This is a genomic window from Glutamicibacter sp. X7, from assembly GCF_054889245.1.
In genome coordinates, this window is sequence record NZ_CM142678.1 from 453024 (window position 1) to 468327 (window position 15304).

Consider the following 15304-nt stretch of genomic DNA (forward strand, 5'->3'; position numbering starts at 1 on the left):
CTACGGCAACGGCTGGCACCGCGGGCACAAGTAGCAGGTCCGTTCCTGCGCGCTCTGTTCATCGCCCACGGTCAGCGCCTCGATACGGGTGCCGCAGCGCAGGCACGGGCGCCCCGCGCGGCCATAAACCCAGTACGGTTCACGGGTACGTGCCAGACCGGTGGTCACCCGGCGTCCGCGGTCCTTGTTGACCTGAAGCAGTTTGCGAGCAGTCTCCACCATGCCCGGCAGGTCGCCGACGCGATCCACCGGGCATAGCGGGTGGGTCCGAGCCAGAAAGAGGGTTTCGCAACGGTAGATATTGCCGATGCCGGCAAGTAGCCGTTGATCCAGCAGGGCCGTGCCGATCGGCCGCTGACCGGTACCGAGCAGACTCTCCAGCGCCCGCCGTGCGTCGAAGGCCGGGTCAAGCAGGTCGGGCCCCAGATGGCCGACGACCTCGGATTCGTCGGCGGTCGGTAGCAGGCGCACTTGAACGATATCGAAGCCGACGGCCTGGGTGCGCTGCGTCTCTAGCACCACGCGGGCGGTATGGGCCGGTTTATGCCAGCGCTCCCTGGGCCGATACAGGTCCCAGCGCCCCTCCATGAGCAGATGCGAATGCAGGCTAAGCCCGGGCCCATCACCGTCCGGGAGCATCCTGATCAGCAGGTGTTTACCGCGCGGAACCACTTCGTGCACCGTGTATCCGGCCAGATCTGTGGTGGCCAGTTGCGGCACGCGGAAGCTCGTGGCGCGTAAGCGGTCCCCGGCCAGTGCCTCGTGTAAGCGCGCGGTCGCCCGATACACCGAATCGCCTTCTGGCATGTGTCCTCCCCACTCTCGACCCGCACACTAGCCGCGGAAGCGAATTCCCTGCACGGTGCTGTAGAAACCGGCCTCGAGTAGGGCGGCACCCAGCGGGTGCTCGGCTACCGGCTGCCCGTTGACCGTAGCCACGGCGATCTTATCCACCTTGGCCCCACGCAATACACGCACCAGCTCCTTGGCCACCGCCGCAACCTCGGCCGCGCCCGGTTCAGCAAAGGTCAGCACGGTTCGACCGCCGCGTTCCAGATACAGATAGAGCCTGCCATCGAGCATCCCCACCAGGGCTCCGGCTTTCCGCCCGGGGCGGTGGCCGGTATTAGACGCCGGCCACGGCAGCGCGGCACCGTAGGGGTTCGCCGGATCGGTTGCGGCCAACACGAGCGCTTGGGCGGTGCGCTGCGGGTCTTCGGGTAGTTGATGATTGCGCAAGCGGTCGATGGTGGCGGAGCTGGAGAACTGGGCGGCACCCAGCTTCTCCACGAAGTATCCGCGCCGAGCATGACCGGCTTCCTCGAGTTTGGCCAGCACCCGGTACAGGGTCCCGAAGCCACCGGGCACGGCCTCGGCGGCCACCGACCCACGCGTGAGTACCCCGTAGCGTTCAAGGAGTACTTCGGCCGCAGCGTGTGCGGCAATGGTCGGGTCATCCACCGGTTGTGGGAGCAGGGCCCAGCGGGCTCCTCCGCGCACCGTGCGGCCGGTGCCCTGAGTTCGTGCCATGCGGGTGAGACCGGAGAGTCGGTTCAGTCGCGCGGCGCGGGCCCGAGGTGTGGGTTTGGCGATCTTATGCGCCGTGCTGCCGCCAGCCAGATAACCGCGCACCGGGACCAGGGTATCCGGCGAAATGAATCCCGCCCAGAACAGTTCCCAGCAGGCCTCGGTGACCTCGCTCAGTTGCACGGCCTCATCGCTTGGCTCCAGTCCGGCGGCTAGCTCCTCGATGAAGTAGGCGCCGGTAGATTCGAAAGAATCCAGCAGCCGCACCGCCAGTGCCGAAAGAGCGGAGCGGTCCCCGGCACGCAGCGTGAGTTCGGCGTGTTCGGCGGCATGGAGCGAAAGCCATCCATCCTTCCCACCGGCGGCGCCGGCCCCACAGATCAGTACGTCGCCGGAACTGGTCAGCTCATCGAGCCAGCCCGGTGCGTAGTCCGTGAGGCGGGCCGGCAGCACTAAGGATTCCAATGCCGAGGCCGGCACCTGGGCGCCGGCTAGCTGAGTGATGACCTCGTAGAGTCCGTCGGCGCTGGAGCGTGCCGTGCCGACCTGCTGCCACGCGGGCAGAAAGCGCGCGAAGGTTGGCTGGTCGACCGGCTCCACCTCGGCGCGCAGCGCCGCCAGCGAGCGAGTGCGGATGGTTCGAAGGACCGAGACGTCGCAGTATTCGTCGCCGGTGATCCCCACGGGGACGAGCTCCAGTGGCCGGAAGGCTCCGAGCGCCAGACGCCCGGCGGACACCATGGATTCCAGGGTCGGGCGTAGGGCCGCCACACCCAGCCCCAGAGCGGTCGCCAATTCGGTGACGGTGAAGGGCGGGTGCGTGCGCGCATAGCGCGACACGAGATCGGTGATGGGTGCGGCGACCGGTTCGAGGAAGGTGGCCGGGATACCCGTGGGCAGTGGGGTGCCTAGGGCGTCGCGGAGCTTGCCGGCGTCCTCGACCGCGGCGTAGGCGATGGTGCCCGCGACCCGTAGCGTGAACGCCCGGCGGGTGGCCACCAGCGTTTCCGCGTGGGAGCGCGCCGTCGCTTCATCCAACGCCGTCCCGTCGAGACCGGGATCGTTGAGTCGCCGGGCCAATTGCGCGGCGGACAGCGGGCCAAGGAGCCGCAAGAGGTCTGCCGCGCCTTCCACCCCGCTGAGGCGGCGGGCCGGGTCGGTGTGTTGAAGCTGTGCACCGAGCTGTTCGATCACCGCGGCATCGAGCACTTCGCGCACATCGTTGCGCCCCAGTAGCTCGCCCAGCAGCACCGGGTCCAGGCTCAGTGCCGCGGCGCGCCGTTCGGCCAGCGGGACGTCGGACTCGTAGAGAAACTGGGCCACATAGCCAAAGAGAAGCGACTGGGCGAAGGGTGAGGGCAGTTCGGTCTGCACTTCGACGACCTGAATCGAGCGGGCGGCGATGGCTCCGAGCAAGTCGACCAGAGCCGGCAGGTCGTAAACGTCGTTGAGGCATTCGCGCACGGTTTCCAAAATGATCGGAAAATCCGGGTAGTTGCGTGCCACATCCAGTAGTTGGCTGGCGCGTTGGCGTTGCTGCCACAACGGGGTGCGCTTGGTCGGGTTGATGCGTGGCAACAAGAGGGCGCGCGCGGCGCATTCGCGGAAGCGCGCCGCGAAAAGCGCGGAATTTGCCACCTGCGTGGTCACCAGCTCCACGATCTCGTCGGGCTCGAAAATGAATAGCTCCGCGCCCGGTGGTTCGTCCTCCATCGCCGGAATGCGTAACACGATTCCGTCGTCGGCGGCCATGGCCGAAGCGTCGAGACCCCAACGTTCGCGAACCCTCGCCCCAATGGCCAAGGCCCAGGGGGCGTGCACGGCCAGGCCGAAGGGGGAGTGCAAAATGACCCGCCAGTCGCCCAATTCATCGGGGAAGCGCTCGACCACGAAGCGCGTGTGGTTCGGGACCTGGCCGGTGGCCTTGCGCTGGTCGTCGAGGTAGCCGAGCAGGTTCCTGGCCGCGAAATCGTCGAGCCCCTCGGAGCGCAGGCGAGCTAGCGCGGCGGCGGGTTCGGCCGCCAGCAGGCTGGTGGTGAACTGGCCAAGGTGCGCGCCGAGTTCCACGGGGCGCCCCAGCCCGTCCCCATGCCAGAAGGGTAGCTTGCCCGGTTGCCCGAAGGCCGGAGAGACCAGCACCCGGTCGTGGGTGATGTCTTCGATCCGCCAGCTGGTGGCACCGAGGGCAAAAACGTCACCCACTCGGGATTCGTAGACCATCTCCTCGTCCAGCTCGCCCACGCGCTTGGGCGCCTTGTCATCTTCGGCACCGGCGAGGAAGACGCCGAAGAGCCCGCGGTCCGGAATGGTGCCCCCGGAGATCACCGCCAGCCGTTGGGCCCCGGGCCGGGCAGAGAGCATGCCGCTATCGCGGTCCCAGAGCAACCGTGGTTTGAGGGTAGCGAATTCGTCGGAGGGGTACTTGCCCGAGAGCATGTCCAGCGTGGCCAGGTAGGCGCTACGCGGCAACTGTTGGTAGGGCGCGGCGCGGCGCACCAAATCGAACCAGGCCTCCACCTCGAGATCGTCCATGGCCACCGCGGCCAGAGTTTGCTGGGCGAGTACGTCCAGCGGGTTGGCCGGGATGCTCATCTTCTCGATGGCTCCGGCACGCATGCGAGTGACCACCAGCGCGGTGGAGAGCAAGTCCGCGCGATGTTTGGGGTAGAACACACCCTTGGAGACCGAGCCGACCTGGTGCCCGGCACGACCCACGCGCTGCAGGCCCGAGGAGACCGAGGTGGGCGATTCGACCTGAATGACGAGGTCGACCAGTCCCATGTCGATGCCGAGTTCCAAGGAGCTGGTCGCCACCACGGCGCGCAGTCGGCCGAGTTTAAGATCCTCTTCGATTTGCGCGCGGGTGTCCTTGGAGACCGAGCCATGATGGGCGCGTGCGAGCACGGGTGCTTCGCGGACCAACCCGGCCGTGGAACCGGCCTGCGCCATGATGGCCGCGGGTGTGTTCGCGCCGGACTCGGGGGCGGCGAAGCCCTCGCGTTCGGCATAGATTTCGTTCAGGCGCCCGGTCAGCCGTTCGGCTAGCCGGCGCGAATTCGCGAAGATAATCGTCGAGTGGTTGGCCAGCACCAAATCCACGAGCTGATTTTCCACATGCGGCCAAATGCTGGCACTGGCGGTGGGGGAGGAGCCGGGCCCCAAGTCATGTGCCGCCGCGGCGGAGGGCAGATCGGTCATGTCCTCAACGGGCACATGCACCGACAGTTCCCAGCTCTTGGTGGAGCGCGGGCGGACGATGTTGGCCGGTGCGCCGCCGGCGAGGAAACGCGCGACCTCTTCTGGCGGTTCAACCGTCGCGGAGAGACCGATGCGTTGGGCCGGAGTTGTCAGCAGGGCGTCAAGCCGTTCCAGAGAGAGCGCAAGATGCGTGCCGCGTTTGGTGTTGGCAACCGCATGCACCTCGTCGACGATCACCGTATGGACTTCGCGCAGCGCGCTACGGGCCTGACTGGTCAGCATCAGATACAGCGACTCGGGCGTGGTGATCAGAATGTCCGGCGGGGTCTTTGCTAACCGCCGACGTTCCGCGGCCGGGGTGTCCCCGGAGCGTACGCCCACCGAAACAGTCGGGGGCACGAGGCCAAGCTCGTGGGCGGTGGCCGCGATGCCAGCCAAGGGGGAGCGCAGGTTGCGTTCAACATCCACGCCCAGAGCTTTCAGCGGAGAAATGTAGAGCACCTTGGTGCCGTTGCCTTCCGGGGCGCTCTCGAACCCGGGTAGGGCCGGGGTGGGTGACTCATGGCGGTGCAAGGAATCCAGCGCCCACAGGAAGGCGGCGAGGGTTTTGCCGGACCCCGTCGGTGCGATGACGAGCGTGTGCTGCCCCTGGGAAATGGAATCCCAGGCGCCGATCTGAGCCTCGGTGGGCGCGGCGAAAACCTCGGTGAACCACTTCCGGGTGGCTTCGCTAAATCGCTCGAGAACCTCGCTGCTCATATCTCCGATCCTACGGTCCACACCCGACCGATAGACGGCAACCGGAGTTACGCGTCGCCGGTGATGCTACGCAACGCGGCAACATGGCCGGTGTAGGCCACTCGTCCCGCAGCGGTCAACGAGATACGCAGGCGGCTGCGACCCAACTTGGTAAACCTTTCGATCCGCACATACCCGGCGGTTTCCAAGGTCTTGAGGTGCTTACTGAGCACGGAGTCCGCCACCTGTAGAGTTTCGCGCAACCGGGCGAATTCAACCCATTCCATGGTGGCCAAGGCCGCACAAGCACGTAGCCGCAGTGGCGAATGGATTAGCTCGTCGAACTGCGCGGGGCTAGTGGGCTCGTTCATGGGCGTCCTTGACGCGTGCTCTGCGTTCGAGGAGTGTGACCCGCTCCAGACAGGCCCACCCGATGGAGAAGGTTGCAAACCAGCAAGCAAGGATCGGCCAGAAAGCCCTGAGTTCCACCCAATCAGTCACGATGGTCAGCAGGACGGGGACGACTACGTAAAGACCGGTGCCCTGATCAGCGAACTTGAGGGTGCGCAACTTGCCCTGGCGTTTTGCAGACAAGGCGTACCAGAGCACCGTGGGCACGAGCCCGACGAGCCAGAGCAGGAAAACTGGAAGGCCGAGCAACTGCCTGAACGACAGCATGCTCGCGATGATCGCAGCTACGAGTATCAGGAGCCATCGCGGCGATCTTTGGGTTTCCAGCATCTGGGCGGAGGAACTGTCGATTTCGGCGAGCAACCGGGCTGCTTGGTCGTGGTCGAGGGGTGACTGTTCGGTCATGGATCACTCACTTTCCGTTATGGAAAGTCTTGTCTTTCCACTCTGGAAAGTCAACCGGCGTCGGCGCTTAGACGTGATGGTACTTCCCGCCGGCGAGAATATCCTGCGCGCGGTACAGCTGCTCGGTGAGGATCAGACGCACAAGCTGATGCGGAAAGACCAGTTTTGACAGGGACCAAGTGAAATTGGCCCGCGCGTGGACCGAAGGATCCACACCGTAAGCCCCGCCAATGATCACCACAACGTTGCGCGAGGAGTCGATGGGGGTACGCAGCGTCTCGGCCAAGGCGGGGGAATCAATATTCTTGCCGCGCTCGTCGAGAAGAATTACGAAGTCGCGGTCGGCGACTTTCGACAGGATCCGGACGGACTCTTCGCCGCGCGCCGCGTCGTGTTCACGGGATGAGTGTGGAAGTAACTGCCACGACAGATCGAAGGGCTTCTTCAGCCTCTTCTCGTACCGTGAGATTCCCTCATCAACCCAGGATTCATGCTTCTTGCCAACGGCCAGCACCTTGATAGTCATGCTCCCATTTTCCATGAATCCGGAACCGAGCCCTTGCTAACTCGGTGCCGCGCTGGCACGGTGACAGTACTTAGTCGATGGGCGAGGGGAGGGGTTGGACCGATGGCTCAACGGATCCGTGGTTGGCTCATGCTATTGCTCCTTGCGGTTGCCTTGCTCGTGGGAGTGCTAGCTGGCGGGTACTTTCTTCCCGTCGCCAGCGACCGGGAATTCTGGCGGGAGTTCTGGGTCAGCCCCGCGGTGGGTGGACTGGCCGCCGTCCTCGCCGCCATCGTCGCGTTTTTCGCTTCGCGCCATGTAGCGCGGGAACAACGCAGAGCCGCCCAGCGTGCCGAGTGGTGGGAACGCGCCGAATGGGCGCTAAACCGCGCTATTTCAATCCACAGTCACGAACGCGACGCTGGCTTAAGAGCCCTCATGGCGTTGGTGGACACCGCCACCGATACCGAGGCGGACATCATTGCCGGGGTCACCAGCGCGCTGTATGCCGGAACAACGGCAGGAGGTGAGCGCAATGAGTTCCAAACCGAATGAGGATGCCGGCGAGCACGTCCAACCGCCGAACTACCAACCCAGCAGCGACCTGAAAAAACGTATCGATGCGGGCGAAGCCGACCCGATAACGACCGAACAGCAAGCGATGGCCGCCCGACTGAGGGTTAAGGCGGATCAGAGGATGGGGAGGCAAACCCCACAGTGGATCATCGATCTCTCGCATAAGGCCTGAATTAGGATTGAAGGCATGCGTTTGCCTCGACAGTACCCATCTGGCTCGCGATCTGTGGCTGCAAAGCTACTCTGGATAGTCTTCGGCATCGTGGTGGTGATGGTGTTCTTCACCCGGCGGGTGCTGGTATCCCTGCGGGCCGGTGGCTGGAGTCACGCCATCGACGAACCGGTCTATCAGTGGGTACTGGAACATCAGGTGCCGTGGGCTCATTGGCTCGCCACGTTGTTCCATTACTGGGGCTCAACACCCGGCATGACCCTGACCATGGTGCTTATCACCGTGGCGCTGTGCTGGTGGCAACGAAACCTGTGGCCCCTGGCCACCACCGTGGTGACCGCGCTGGGCTCGGTGCTCTGCACCATCGTGCTTAAGGCCCAATTGCTTGTGGTCCGCCCCGGCGGCGTACCCGGTGGAGTTGCTCCGCCAGAGACCTTTTCCTTCCCCAGCGGACACACCCTCAACGCTGCGGCACTGATTGGCATCTCTGCCTATTTGGCGATTGTCTTAGGCTGGCGTCACTACGCGAAATGGATCGGCATTGGAGCCGGGATTTTCGTCATCTGTATGGGACTTTCGCGGATCTACCTGGGCCACCACTGGGTTTCAGACGTGGTGGTGGGCCTGACGATCGGTGTGGGGTGGGCCGCAGTGGTGGCCATTCTGCACTTCAATTACGTGCCGCGTCCAGCTAGTCTGACCGGGCCAGGTCAGAGGCGCACCCGCTAGCAAGCCGTCGCCCCTAGTTGGGTTAAGACCGTGATGTTGCGGCGTCCGGAGCGGGGACCACTTGCAATTCTTCTCGCTGAATTCGGGCCCGACCCCATTCACCTAATGGGCCCAACGCGTCGTTGAGCGAAGAGCCGGTTTCGGTCAGCGAGTATTCAACACGCGGAGGAACCTCTGCGTAGACATTGCGGTTGATTAGCCCGTCTTCTTCCATCTGACGCAGGTGTTGGGTCAACATTTTCTCACTAACTCCAGGTAGCGCGCGCCGAAGTTCTGCAAAACGTCTGATTCCATGAGCCTGTAGCTCCCAGAGCACTAAGCCCTTCCATTTGCCGCTGACCACATCGAGGGCGGCGTCGATACCGCAGATGTAAGGACCGACCCGTTCCGAGCTCATGCTGATTTCCTCCATGGCTAACCAAAAGGTAAGTACCGCAGAAATTAGTGCGTACTTCCGGAATGCTACCGTCTTTCACACCATAGAGGTATGGAGCAATCAATCGAACTGCAAAAGCCTGTCAATGCCTACAGCGCGCACCCGATCGATGTGAGCGTCATCGGCCTAGGGCCCATGGGTCAGGCCATGGTCCGAACGCTTCTGGCCGCCGGTCATCGCGTGACGGTCTGGAACCGTAGTCCGCATCGAGCGCGAGGCGTAGTCGCCGAAGGGGCGACACTGGCCGATTCCACCGCAGCAGCGGTAGCAGCCAGCGACCTCGTGATCCTTAGCCTGACCGACTACCGAGCGATGTATGACGTATTGCAGGACGCCATAGCCGAATTAGCAGGCTCTACGATCGTGAACCTCAGTTCCGATACTCCCGAGCAGGCCCGTCGGGCCGAGACGTGGGCAGCGGCGCAGGGGGCCCATTTCGTTACCGGCGGCATCATGGTGCCCGCCCCGATGGTGGGCACCGAGGCCTCCTACGTGTACTACAGCGGCGCCTTGGAGCACTTTACAAGGCACCGTCCGGCACTTGCCACCCTGGGGCAGCCGCGGTATCTGGGGGCCGACGCGGGGCTCGCGCAATTGATGTACCAAGCTCATCTCGACCTGTTTTTGACGAGTTTGTCAGCGCTGATGCATGCCACGGCGCTCCTCGGCACCACTGGGATCAGTGCCAGCGCGGCGATTGACGAGTTGATGACTACCCTGCGCGATATCCCCGCGATGCTTGCCGGTGGGGGAGATATCGGCGCGCAGATCGACGCAGGCGAGCATCCCGGACAGCTGAGCACCGTGACCATGATGGGTGCGACCGCCGATCATCTGGTGGCCGCTAGCGAGGCCGCCGGCATCGAATCGGCGCTACCACGCGCCGTACAGGCACATTACCGACACGCGATCGCCCACGGGCACGGGGGCGATAACTGGACCCGGATCATTGACGGCATCCGCCCGGCGCGAGTCGGAGCCTAAATTGGAGTCCACCGCATCCACCGCGGTCGGTGTTTATTGCATGACGCGGATGGGGGCGCCCTGAGCCCAGGCACGAATATCCTCGGCGGCGTCGGAGTAGAAAATCTCGTACTGCTCCGCGGTGACATAACCGATGTGCGGGGTGGAGATGAGTCCGCGGGTGGAAGCGATCCGGTCCGCGGCGGGCAACGGTTCGCTATCGAATACGTCCACGGCGGCAGCCTGCAACAACCCGTTATCCAGCGCGTCAAGCAGCGCGGTGGTGTCAACGATGGCAGCTCGAGAGGTGTTGACTAGAATCGCGTCGGGCTTCATCCACGAAAGCTGTTTGGCTCCAACGACGCCGCGGCTCCTCTCGGAGAGCTTGAGATGAATAGTCAGTATGTCGCTGGTGGCGTAGAGCTCGGTTTCGGAGACCAGCTCCACGCCGACCTCGTTGGCCCTCTCCTTGGTCAGATTTTGACTGTAGGCGATCACCCGCATCCCGAAGGCTTTACCAACCGCTGCAACCCGTGCACCGAGCGTACCCAGTCCTAGTATGCCGAGGGTTTTCCCGGACAATCCGAGGCCCAGCGTGGACTGCCACGGTGCGCCTGCAGGGCGGGGACGAGCCGCAGAGAAGAGTTCAACGTCCAGTCGTCGCACCGAGGCGAGTATCAGTGCCCACGTGTGCTCGGCGGCATCGGAGGGTACGTAGCCGGTGTTACAGACCGTGATACGGCGTAGTGCTGCCGCCCCGAGGTCAATGGAGGAATTGCGTCTGCCGGTGCTGACCAGAAGTTTTAGCCGGTCGAGGCGCTCGATGCGGGCGCGGGTGAACGGTGTACGCTCGCGCATCGCGACGATCACCTCAAAGGGCTGCAGCGCGGCGCATACGGCGTCGTCGTCAGCCCCTAGGTAGTCGGTGAAAACGGTGACCTCGGCGTTGAGCTCATGGGCCAGTTCATGCCAGTCCACAATGCTGGAGGAAACATTCTGGTAGTCGTCGAGGATCGCAATTCGCATGGCTTCATCCTATCGATGGCTTAGGAACTGCGGCGAGGTAACCAGTAGTTCATGGCAACCAGCAGCACGTTAGCGAGCAACAGCACCGTCAGCGACGCCGATTGGGTCGCCTGCTGGGCAAGCCACGATGGTGCTGCGAAACTGTCTCCACTGTGCACGTATTCCATGTAGCGGCGCGGGATGCTGCCGGCCATGAGCACCGCATATCTGGCGATAAAGCACAGCAACGTCAAGGCGCTGACGCTAATAAATGCGGTTGCATACGGTATTGGTCCGGCCGGATGCGCTTTCTTGCTTGCACTTCGAAATAGGCAAACTACGGCGCAGCCGGCACCAAGCCCCAGGAAAACAGAGCTCCACCAAGGTGCCGTGGGATTCAGCACTGACAAACAAGCAGCTAGCAGGGCATAAAGCGGTAGAGGACCCAAAGCACTGCGATTAATCCGGCCCGTGGAACCCGGAGAAGTGATCATTGCGGTAGCTCCTCACCCTGAGCATCTAGGTTTCGCAGACGGTGGTCATATGGTCAGGCCGTGCCTCCTGCTAGTAGCTCCAATTCTCTTTGAGAGCGGTGTTGCTTTCCTTGCCGTCCTGCGTAGCGACCGTCAGCTTCTCTACTTCGCCCAGAGACTGCTGGTTGATTCTGATGATCATGTTGCTCGAGACGAAGAGGACACCTTCGTTCTGGCTTTGGTCATAGGTGTTTCCCCTCCATTTGCCGTCGGAGAGCGTCACTAATAATTCGCCTTCGGCCGGTGCCGTCACCGATTTGATATACGCATGTGGGTCGGCGGGAATGCATTTGCGGTAGTCAGACAGTTCGGTGATCTTGCCGCAGAGCGATTCGTAGGTGAAATTCATGCTAGTGAGCCACTGAGAATATTTCTCGTCGGCCCAGGCATCAAGGTCCGAAGGGTCGGCCCCGGTGCGAGCACGCTCGAAGGCGCCATGATGCTTTCCGTTTTCCGTCTGGAATTTGATCGTCTCAAGCTCGGGAGATTCAGCGCCAATGCTTTCGAACATCACCAGGGCCATGCCGTTTAGCTCATCCAACGACGTATCCCAGGCATTGCCGCCTTGATTCACGTACTTGTAGGAATTATCTAGGTAGAGAGTAATTTCACCGGGCCCGGTTGCTTTCCAGGAATTGATCAAGGCGAAGCTTCCCAAGAAACCCTTGACCGACTTGATGCCAGAATTGTCGGTCCACATCTTCACCTTGCTATCCGCCCACTCCTGGGTGGTGGCATTTTCGGGGTGGGAGATATCTGGCGCCGGAGTGGCCGCCGGGGACGATTCTTGGCTCGACTCCACCGCTGCCGGGCTTGCTGGCAAGTCCGCAGAGTCAGAGACCGATTGTGGCGATTCGAGGTTGGGGGCGGAGCATCCGGCGAGCGCAGCGCAGAGCGCCATTCCAGTGGCAATATTCCGAATTCGACCCGCAAGCTTCACGATTTTCCCTCACAAAGAATCTAAGCAACAATGCCTAGAACGCTATCATCACTTCGCTTGCAAAACTTCGAGCCAGTCAGAAAATAGATTACAGTTTGATTAACTTCGAGTGCGATGTCGTGTCACTCGTGAGGGTGCGTCGACCGTGCGTAGTGGTACGCAATTCCTTGACCGTCTCTGCCCATGCTTAGGAGATGACAGGTCGGCGCTAAAGTTTGCAGTATGGCTATCGGCGCAACTATGCACACCTTTGACATCCAACTCGCTGACGTGGATCGAGGCGTGTATGAGGAACTGTCGCTACGCGTCGCGCAGCATCCTTCGGAGACCGACGCTTATATGGTTACCCGCGTCTTGGCGTATTGCCTGGAATTTGCCGAGGGAATTGCCTTTGCCGCCGGAGGGGTCTCGTCGAGCGAAGAACCGGCCGTGGTGATTAAGGATCCGACCGGCAGGTTGACAGGCTGGATTGAAGTCGGTGCACCGGATGCCCAGCGCCTGCATTTCGGAAGTAAGCACGCCCAGTACACCGCCGTGTATACGCACCGGGATCCTCAAAAGCTTCTGGCTTCATGGTCCGGCAAGACGATTCACCGGGCAGCGGACATTGTCATGCGTTCCTTTGAACCGAAGTTTATTGATTCAGTGGTCTCCGAAGTGTCCCGCCGGAACTCCATGTCGGTTTCGGTTACCGAGGGGCAGCTATATCTAGAAATCAACGGGTCCTCGTTGGAAACCGAGATTCACCAGCACCAGATCGATTGATCGTTGGCGGTGGCCCGCCTAGGCGATGCGACGAAAGCGCGGTCCGCGGTATTCGTCTCGTTCGACGTATTCCTCGAACATTGACAGTGGACGAGCCCAAAAGCTGTAATCCCCATACAACGTACGGTAGAAGACCAACTGCTCCTCGGTCTCACTGTGTTTGCCAACGGCTATGACCTCGTAGCGCTGGCCCTTAAAGTGCTCGTAAATACCGGGTTCAACGCTCATGGCGGTAGGCTCCTTGCGCTTCTAAGATCGAATCGTTCGCAGTTGAGTCTACGTCTCGCGATTCCTATTTCGGGGCTGCGCTAGGTTAGATGTCGGTTGTTTGGCATAGGTGGTTCCGGCGAACTCAAGGGTGTCAGGGGCGTGCCTGCCTAGGTTTCGTGCAACCCAATGGGCAGGGCCGCCGCGTAGATGCAATAGGCGCCACGCGCTATCTCTCCGCGCCAGTCGGGTGCGCCTCCCGATCTAATTCTGTGTAGCAACTCCATAGCCATCCTCGAAACGGGTCTTGGTGCTTTCGGTGTCCAGACCGGAAGCTTGGTATTCGAGTCAGGGCGGGGCATTACTACAGCCGCTAAGACCCCAGTGGTAGCTTGAATGCTAATCAAGGAAAATCAGGAGCCTTGGTTTTCCTCGTCGCCGGACAATGGTCAACCAGATAGGGGAGACGGGATGGCAATGATGCCAGAATCCGACATGAGTGATCTCGCATTCGCCTCGCGGGCGGTGCTCAAACCAATAGCGGAGATTGCCGAGTCTGCAGGTATCCCGCAAGACGCGGTCGAGCCCTACGGCAAATACAAAGCTAAGATCGACCCCACATTGTTACCCGATCCCGGCACCCGCCTCGGCAAAGTGGTCCTAGTAAGTGGGATTTCCCCGACACCGGCAGGCGAAGGGAAAACCACCACGGTCGTGGGGCTCGGCGATGCGCTAGCGGCAACGGGGACGAGAACCATAATCGCTCTACGCGAGCCATCCGTGGGCCCCACGTTCGGCATGAAGGGTGGCGCCACCGGTGGAGGCCAATCTCAAGTCCTGCCCATGGACGAGATCAACCTGCATTTCACCGGGGATTTCCACGCCATCACCAGCGCCAACAACCTATTGATGGCACTGATCGACAACCACCTGCAGCAAGGAAATACGCTCGGCATCGACCCGCGATCCATCACCTTCAAGCGTGTTATCGACGTGAACGATCGAGCGCTGCGCAACGTGGTCATCGGATTGGGCGGTCCCTCCAATGGGGTCCCGCGAGAAACCGGTTTTGAAATTACCGCAGCATCCGAGGTTATGGCGGTTTTCTGTCTGGCGACCGGCCTTGAAGACCTGCGCGCTCGACTCGGCCGCATGACTGTTGGCTATACCTACGACAAGGCGCCGGTCACGGTCGATGATCTGGGTGGGGCAGGCGCCATGACGATGTTGCTTAAAGATGCCATCAAACCCAACCTCGTCCAAAGCATTGGCGGCACACCGGCGTTTATCCACGGTGGACCCTTTGCCAACATTGCCCATGGCTGTAACTCGGCCATCGCGACCAACACCGCCCGGGCGCTCGCCGACGTTGTCGTCACGGAGGCAGGTTTCGGCACAGACTTGGGCGCAGAGAAATTCATGGACATTAAGGCACGATATGCCGGGTGCGCCCCCGATACGGTGGTGATTGTCGCGACCATCCGTGCTCTGAAGATGAACGGAGGGGTCTCCAAGGAAGCCCTGAAGCATGAAGACGTCGCGGCGGTGCAGGACGGCATGCCAAACCTCATGCGCCACGCTTCGATCATCACGAAATTCGGCATCCAACCGGTGATCTGTCTCAACAGATTTGCAACTGATACGGAAGCTGAACTGGACGTGGTTACCGGGTGGGCGGAAGCCAACGGTATTGCATGCGCCATCACCGATGTGTGGGGGCAAGGAGGTGCAGGGGCCGGCGAGCTTGCCGCGGCGGTTTTACGGGCTATCGAGGCGCCAAGTAGCTTCGCTCCGATCTACGAACTTCAGCAACCCATTGAAGAAAAGATTTCGACCCTCGTGCGTGAGATTTACGGAGGAGCGAATGTCGAGTATTCGGCCAAGGCAAGACGGATGCTCGAGCAGATTCACGCCAACGGCTGGGATCATCTGCCAATCTGCATGGCCAAAACTCAATACTCCTTCTCCGATGACCCAAAGCTGTTAGGTGCGGCCGAAGGTTTCACGTTGCAGATTCGAGAACTGATCCCCAAAACTGGTGCCGGGTTTATCGTGGCCATCAGTGGTTCACTCACAACCATGCCGGGGCTTCCCAAAGTACCGGCTGCCATGCATATGGACGTCGACGAGGATGGAAACGTCGTCGGACTCTCGTAAGACGAGATGTACTGGCAACCGGCACGGTCCCTTACGC

Annotated in this window: 16 protein-coding genes; 6 read left to right on the forward strand and 10 right to left on the reverse strand. The window is 61.8% G+C overall.

Annotated features, from left to right (window positions below):
• From ACYU0X_RS02245 to ACYU0X_RS02265, 5 genes are all read right to left on the reverse strand, one after another.
• Window positions 1–807: a DNA-formamidopyrimidine glycosylase family protein gene (locus ACYU0X_RS02245; protein WP_461902011.1), complete on the reverse strand. Its 807-nt coding sequence runs from the start codon at window positions 805–807 to the stop codon at window positions 1–3.
• Window positions 808–834: 27 nt separating this feature from the next.
• On the reverse strand, window positions 835–5484 hold the full coding sequence (locus ACYU0X_RS02250) for an ATP-dependent helicase (protein WP_461902012.1): 4650 nt from the start codon (window positions 5482–5484) through the stop codon (window positions 835–837).
• A gap of 47 nt (window positions 5485–5531) precedes the next feature.
• Entirely contained in the window at window positions 5532–5834 is a 303-nt protein-coding gene (locus ACYU0X_RS02255; protein WP_418908312.1) for a transcriptional regulator, read from the reverse strand.
• Window positions 5818–6279, reverse strand: a complete 462-nt coding sequence (locus ACYU0X_RS02260; protein WP_461902013.1) for a hypothetical protein — start codon at window positions 6277–6279, stop codon at window positions 5818–5820. Before ACYU0X_RS02260 ends, ACYU0X_RS02255 begins: the two co-directional genes overlap by 17 nt.
• A gap of 67 nt (window positions 6280–6346) precedes the next feature.
• A complete protein-coding gene (locus ACYU0X_RS02265; protein ID WP_418908314.1) occupies window positions 6347–6805 on the reverse strand; it encodes a 23S rRNA (pseudouridine(1915)-N(3))-methyltransferase RlmH in 459 nt (152 codons plus the stop codon).
• Window positions 6806–6907: 102 nt separating this feature from the next.
• Here ACYU0X_RS02265 and ACYU0X_RS02270 point away from each other — a divergent pair, with 102 nt between their 5' ends.
• From ACYU0X_RS02270 to ACYU0X_RS02280, 3 genes are read left to right on the forward strand one after another with little or no spacing between them, the layout of a single operon-like run.
• Window positions 6908–7339, forward strand: a complete 432-nt coding sequence (locus ACYU0X_RS02270) for a hypothetical protein (RefSeq protein ID WP_418908315.1) — start codon at window positions 6908–6910, stop codon at window positions 7337–7339.
• Window positions 7320–7532 (forward strand): hypothetical protein, encoded by a 213-nt coding sequence (locus ACYU0X_RS02275; protein ID WP_309408958.1) that lies wholly within the window; start codon window positions 7320–7322, stop codon window positions 7530–7532. The genes ACYU0X_RS02270 and ACYU0X_RS02275 overlap by 20 nt, the downstream gene beginning before the upstream one ends.
• Before the next feature lie 54 nt (window positions 7533–7586).
• Entirely contained in the window at window positions 7587–8261 is a 675-nt protein-coding gene (locus tag ACYU0X_RS02280; RefSeq protein ID WP_461902014.1) for a phosphatase PAP2 family protein, read from the forward strand.
• Between the two features lie 22 nt (window positions 8262–8283).
• Here the strand turns inward: ACYU0X_RS02280 and ACYU0X_RS02285 are convergent, their stop codons facing one another.
• Complete coding sequence (locus ACYU0X_RS02285) at window positions 8284–8658, reverse strand: winged helix-turn-helix transcriptional regulator (RefSeq protein ID WP_418908317.1); 375 nt, start codon at window positions 8656–8658, stop codon at window positions 8284–8286.
• Window positions 8659–8748: 90 nt separating this feature from the next.
• On the opposite strand from ACYU0X_RS02285, the gene ACYU0X_RS02290 reads away from it, so the two are divergent.
• Window positions 8749–9681 carry an NAD(P)-dependent oxidoreductase gene (locus ACYU0X_RS02290; protein WP_418908318.1) on the forward strand — a complete coding sequence of 311 codons (933 nt, stop codon included), beginning with the start codon at window positions 8749–8751 and terminating at the stop codon, window positions 9679–9681.
• Window positions 9682–9714: 33 nt separating this feature from the next.
• Here the strand turns inward: ACYU0X_RS02290 and ACYU0X_RS02295 are convergent, their stop codons facing one another.
• The 3 genes from ACYU0X_RS02295 to ACYU0X_RS02305 all read right to left on the reverse strand — a co-directional run bounded on the left by ACYU0X_RS02295 (window position 9715) and on the right by ACYU0X_RS02305 (window position 12138).
• Window positions 9715–10686 carry a D-2-hydroxyacid dehydrogenase family protein gene (locus ACYU0X_RS02295; RefSeq protein ID WP_418908319.1) on the reverse strand — a complete coding sequence of 324 codons (972 nt, stop codon included), beginning with the start codon at window positions 10684–10686 and terminating at the stop codon, window positions 9715–9717.
• 20 nt (window positions 10687–10706) lie between these two features.
• Window positions 10707–10919: a hypothetical protein gene (locus tag ACYU0X_RS02300; RefSeq protein WP_418908320.1), complete on the reverse strand. Its 213-nt coding sequence runs from the start codon at window positions 10917–10919 to the stop codon at window positions 10707–10709.
• 310 nt (window positions 10920–11229) lie between these two features.
• A complete protein-coding gene (locus tag ACYU0X_RS02305; protein WP_418908321.1) occupies window positions 11230–12138 on the reverse strand; it encodes a hypothetical protein in 909 nt (302 codons plus the stop codon).
• 222 nt (window positions 12139–12360) lie between these two features.
• Between ACYU0X_RS02305 and ACYU0X_RS02310 the strand changes: the two genes are divergently transcribed.
• Entirely contained in the window at window positions 12361–12903 is a 543-nt protein-coding gene (locus ACYU0X_RS02310; protein WP_418908322.1) for a YaeQ family protein, read from the forward strand.
• 18 nt (window positions 12904–12921) lie between these two features.
• Here ACYU0X_RS02310 and ACYU0X_RS02315 read toward each other — a convergent pair whose 3' ends face one another.
• Window positions 12922–13131: a DUF1653 domain-containing protein gene (locus tag ACYU0X_RS02315; protein WP_309408947.1), complete on the reverse strand. Its 210-nt coding sequence runs from the start codon at window positions 13129–13131 to the stop codon at window positions 12922–12924.
• Between the two features lie 450 nt (window positions 13132–13581).
• On the opposite strand from ACYU0X_RS02315, the gene ACYU0X_RS02320 reads away from it, so the two are divergent.
• Window positions 13582–15267 (forward strand): formate--tetrahydrofolate ligase, encoded by a 1686-nt coding sequence (locus tag ACYU0X_RS02320; RefSeq protein ID WP_461902772.1) that lies wholly within the window; start codon window positions 13582–13584, stop codon window positions 15265–15267.
• Window positions 15268–15304 lie beyond the last annotated feature (37 nt).

What these genes read in the sequence shown, in the direction of transcription:
- ACYU0X_RS02320 (WP_461902772.1), top strand. Translation starts at nt 13,582, where the DNA reads ATGGCAATGATGCCAGAATCCGACATGAGTGATCTCGCATTCGCCTCG.
- ACYU0X_RS02270 (WP_418908315.1), top strand. Translation starts at nt 6,908, where the DNA reads ATGGCTCAACGGATCCGTGGTTGGCTCATGCTATTGCTCCTTGCGGTT.
- ACYU0X_RS02250 (WP_461902012.1), bottom strand. Translation starts at nt 5,484, where the DNA reads ATGAGCAGCGAGGTTCTCGAGCGATTTAGCGAAGCCACCCGGAAGTGG.
- ACYU0X_RS02290 (WP_418908318.1), top strand. Translation starts at nt 8,749, where the DNA reads ATGGAGCAATCAATCGAACTGCAAAAGCCTGTCAATGCCTACAGCGCG.
- ACYU0X_RS02260 (WP_461902013.1), bottom strand. Translation starts at nt 6,279, where the DNA reads ATGACCGAACAGTCACCCCTCGACCACGACCAAGCAGCCCGGTTGCTC.
- ACYU0X_RS02315 (WP_309408947.1), bottom strand. Translation starts at nt 13,131, where the DNA reads ATGAGCGTTGAACCCGGTATTTACGAGCACTTTAAGGGCCAGCGCTAC.
- ACYU0X_RS02255 (WP_418908312.1), bottom strand. Translation starts at nt 5,834, where the DNA reads ATGAACGAGCCCACTAGCCCCGCGCAGTTCGACGAGCTAATCCATTCG.
- ACYU0X_RS02245 (WP_461902011.1), bottom strand. Translation starts at nt 807, where the DNA reads ATGCCAGAAGGCGATTCGGTGTATCGGGCGACCGCGCGCTTACACGAG.
- ACYU0X_RS02285 (WP_418908317.1), bottom strand. Translation starts at nt 8,658, where the DNA reads ATGAGCTCGGAACGGGTCGGTCCTTACATCTGCGGTATCGACGCCGCC.
- ACYU0X_RS02295 (WP_418908319.1), bottom strand. Translation starts at nt 10,686, where the DNA reads ATGCGAATTGCGATCCTCGACGACTACCAGAATGTTTCCTCCAGCATT.
- ACYU0X_RS02265 (WP_418908314.1), bottom strand. Translation starts at nt 6,805, where the DNA reads ATGACTATCAAGGTGCTGGCCGTTGGCAAGAAGCATGAATCCTGGGTT.
- ACYU0X_RS02275 (WP_309408958.1), top strand. Translation starts at nt 7,320, where the DNA reads ATGAGTTCCAAACCGAATGAGGATGCCGGCGAGCACGTCCAACCGCCG.
- ACYU0X_RS02310 (WP_418908322.1), top strand. Translation starts at nt 12,361, where the DNA reads ATGGCTATCGGCGCAACTATGCACACCTTTGACATCCAACTCGCTGAC.